General features: G+C 74.7%; 4 protein-coding genes. 2 read left to right on the forward strand and 2 right to left on the reverse strand.

The features are described from left to right. Nucleotides 1–41 precede the first annotated feature (41 nt). Both JNW98_RS30405 and JNW98_RS30410 read right to left on the reverse strand, forming a co-directional pair. Complete coding sequence (locus JNW98_RS30405) at nucleotides 42–254, reverse strand: hypothetical protein (RefSeq protein ID WP_223771518.1); 213 nt, start codon at nucleotides 252–254, stop codon at nucleotides 42–44. Nucleotides 255–264: 10 nt separating this feature from the next. Beyond that, entirely contained in the window at nucleotides 265–1,536 is a 1,272-nt protein-coding gene (locus JNW98_RS30410; RefSeq protein ID WP_223771519.1) for an inorganic phosphate transporter, read from the reverse strand. Nucleotides 1,537–1,648: 112 nt separating this feature from the next. Between JNW98_RS30410 and JNW98_RS30415 the strand changes: the two genes are divergently transcribed. Together JNW98_RS30415 and JNW98_RS30420 are read left to right on the forward strand one after the other, a co-directional pair. Beyond that, nucleotides 1,649–2,359, forward strand: a complete 711-nt coding sequence (locus JNW98_RS30415; protein WP_223771520.1) for a class II aldolase/adducin family protein — start codon at nucleotides 1,649–1,651, stop codon at nucleotides 2,357–2,359. Between the two features lie 322 nt (nucleotides 2,360–2,681). Further along, on the forward strand, nucleotides 2,682–3,355 hold a 674-nt coding region (locus JNW98_RS30420; RefSeq protein WP_504755586.1), incomplete at its 3' end, for a DUF8805 domain-containing protein.

Raw genomic sequence — 3,355 nt, forward strand, 5'->3', positions numbered from 1 at the left:
CCCCCGCAAGAAACGGTGAAAGGGTGGGGCCGGGGCAAGCCTCAGGCGACGATCAGATAGATCCCGTACCCGACAGCCGCCGCGCACAGCGCGAACGCCGCGTAGGCCCCCACCCGCGCCCCCGCGGAAGCGGACCCGCCGTCCCGCGACGGCGACGTCCCCACGATCCCGAGGGTGAAGGCCCCCACCAGCCCCACGGTCATCACGAGACTGACGCCGAAGACCTGACCCAGAGCTGCCCAGTCGATGTGCATACGAAGATCCTCAGCTGGTCGCGGCCACGGCCGGGGCGACCGGGGCGGGGGCGGGCTCGGGGGTGACGGCCGTGGGTGCGGCCACCGTGGCCACCGGACCCGCCGGCGGCGGGGCGACGGCCTGGAGGGCGGCGGTCACGACGCCCACCGGCTCGGCGGAAGCGGTGCCAGCCGGAGCCGGAGAACCGGCCGCATCGTCCGGAGTCACCGGCTTGCGCCGCGACACCAGCCAGATCGCCCCGCTGACCGCCAGGCCGAGGACGGCCACCGCGGCCACACCCCAGTCCCCCTGGTCGGCGAGGAGCGCCGCACCGGCCGCGACCAGACCGGCCGCCGGCAGCGTGAGGCACCAGGCGGCGACCATGCGGCCGGCGGTCGACCAGCGGACGACGCCGCCCTTGCGGCCCAGGCCCGCGCCCATGATCGAGCCGGAGCAGACCTGCGTGGTGGAGAGCGCGAAGCCGATGTGCGAGGAGGCGAGGATGACGGTCGCGGCACCGGTCTGGGCGGCGAAGCCCTGCGCCGGGCGGATGTCGGTGAGGCCCTTGCCGAGGGTCTGGATGATGCGCCAGCCGCCGAGGTAGGTGCCGAGCGCGATGGCCAGGCCCGCGGAGACGACGACCCACAGCGGCGGGTCGGAGTGCGGGGCGACGACGCCGCCGGTGACCAGCGCGAGCGTGATCACGCCCATGGTCTTCTGCGCGTCGTTGGTGCCGTGCGCCAGCGAGACCAGCGCGGCGGAGGCGATCTGACCGGCGCGGTAGCCCTTCGCCGTGTCGGCCTCGTCGCGGTTCCGCGCCAGCCGGTAGGTGAGCTTGGTCGCGGCCCAGGCCGAGATGCCGGCCACGAGCGGGGCGGCCACGGCCGGGATGAGGACCTTCATGACGACCTTGTCGCCGTTGACCGCGTCGAAGCCGACGGAGGCCACGGTCGCGCCGATCAGGCCGCCGAAGAGGGCGTGGGAGGAGCTGGAGGGCAGGCCGGCCAGCCAGGTCAGCAGGTTCCAGACGATGGCGCCGACCAGACCGGCGAAGATCACTTCTGGTCTGATTCCGGCGGTCTCGTCGATGATGCCTCCGGAGATCGTCTTGGCGACCTCCACGGAGAGGAACGCGCCGACGAGGTTGAGCGCCGCCGACATCGCCACCGCTGCCTTGGGCTTGAGTGCCCCGGTGGAAATGGTGGTGGCCATCGCGTTGGCCGTGTCGTGGAAGCCGTTCGTAAAGTCGAACACCAAGGCCGTGACGATCACGATCCCGATGAGAAGCGTGATGTGTTCCATTCACCCAGGCAATCAGTCCGGTGGTCAGTACGCGGCGACCGTAGGGACCGTGGGTGAACGGAAGGTGAACTGGGGCGGGATCCGCGGTGACGCGAACCGGAGGGGGTCATCGATGACGGACCGGACGGACGACGGGACGATCGCCCGGATCAGGGCAGAAGTGCTGGCCACGGCCCGGAGGACGGTCGCGGACGGCCTGGTCGTGGGCACCTCGGGGAACGTGTCCGCCCGGATCGGCGACATGATCCTCGTCACGCCCGGCGGGGTGCCGTACGACCGGCTGCGCCCGGAGGACGTCGTCGCCGTCGGCCTGGACGGCCGGCCCGTGTCCGGCGGCCTCGCGCCCGACGGTCCCGCGCCCGGCCGCCTCGCCCCCACCAGCGAGCTCCCCCTCCACCTCGCCGTCTACCGGGCCACGGACGCCACGGCCATCGTCCATACGCACGCCGTCCACGCCACCGCCGTCTCCACGCTGGTGACGGAGCTGCCGGCGATCCACTACATGACCGCGGCCCTCGGCGGACCCGTACGGGTCGCCCCCTACGCCCTCTACGGCAGCGACGAGCTCGCCCGGCACGCGCTCACCGCCCTGGACGGCCGCACCGGCTGCCTCCTGCGCAACCACGGCACCCTCACCTACGGGACGACCCTCGACCAGGCGTACGACCGCACCGCCCAGCTGGAGTGGATGTGCCGCGTCTGGCTCGCGGCCTCGGGGGTATCCGGCCGGACACCGTCGCTCCTCGACGCGGGGCAGCTCGCCGAGGCGGGGGAGAAGCTGCGGGGCTACGGGCGGCGGCGGGACCGAGCGGGACGGGACTGAGCGGGCCCTGACGGGAGCGGGTGGGAGCGGGTGGGAGCGGTCGGGAGTGAGCGTGAGGGCGAGCGCGAGTGACGGGCGGCGGCGGGACCGACGGCCGGTGGGCGGACCGATGGACCGATCGGTGGGCGGACTCGTGGGCGGCCCCGTGGGCGGACCAGTGGACCGACCCGTGGGCGGACCAGTGGACCGACCCGTGGGCGGACCAGTGGACCGACCGGTGGGCGGGGACACGCCCGTAGGGGATCCACCCCGCCCCCGCGATCACCCGCCCGCCCGTCCACGCCGACTGGCCCCGCCCCACCCCCGTGCGGACACTGGAGGGATGCATCTGGTCCGGACGACGGCGATGACAGCGGTGACCATGATCGGTGCCGGGGCGGCCGCCCTGGCCGCGGGGCGGTACGCGGGCGACGCCCTCCTGAGAAACGGCCCCGACCGGCCCCTCCCCGGTGAACCCCGGCTCACCGTACGGGCCGTCGACGAGACCACCGTCACCCTCGACCGGACCCCCGCCTCCTGCCGCCCCGGCACCTACGGGCTCACCGGCCGGGACCTGCACGCCGTCGTCGGGCCGCCCGTCGCCGACGTCTCGCACCCGCACGACCGCGTCGTCCGCCGGCTCGAACGGATCACCCACGGGGTCCTCAGGCCCGGCCTCGGGGTCCGGCTCACCCCGCAGGTCCTGCGCGGCGACCCGCGCGAGGCGCTCGGCCTCGGCCCCGAGGACGTCGACGACCTGGAGCTCCCCGGCGAGACCGGCCCGCTGCCCGCCTGGTTCCTGCCCGGCGCCCGCGACACCTACGTCGTCACCGCGCACGGGCTCGGCGCCACCCGCGAACAGCCCATGGCCCTGCTGCCGTTCCTGCGCCGGATGCGGCTCCCCGCGCTCCTCCCCGCCCACCGCGGCGACCCCGGAGCCCCCCGGCCCGCCGACGGCCTCGACCGGCTCGGCGCCGCCGAGTGGCGCGACGTCGTCACCGCCGTCGACGAGGCCGT

This window comes from Streptomyces huiliensis (genome assembly GCF_020037025.1).
GTDB classification, from domain to species: domain Bacteria; phylum Actinomycetota; class Actinomycetes; order Streptomycetales; family Streptomycetaceae; genus Streptomyces; species Streptomyces huiliensis.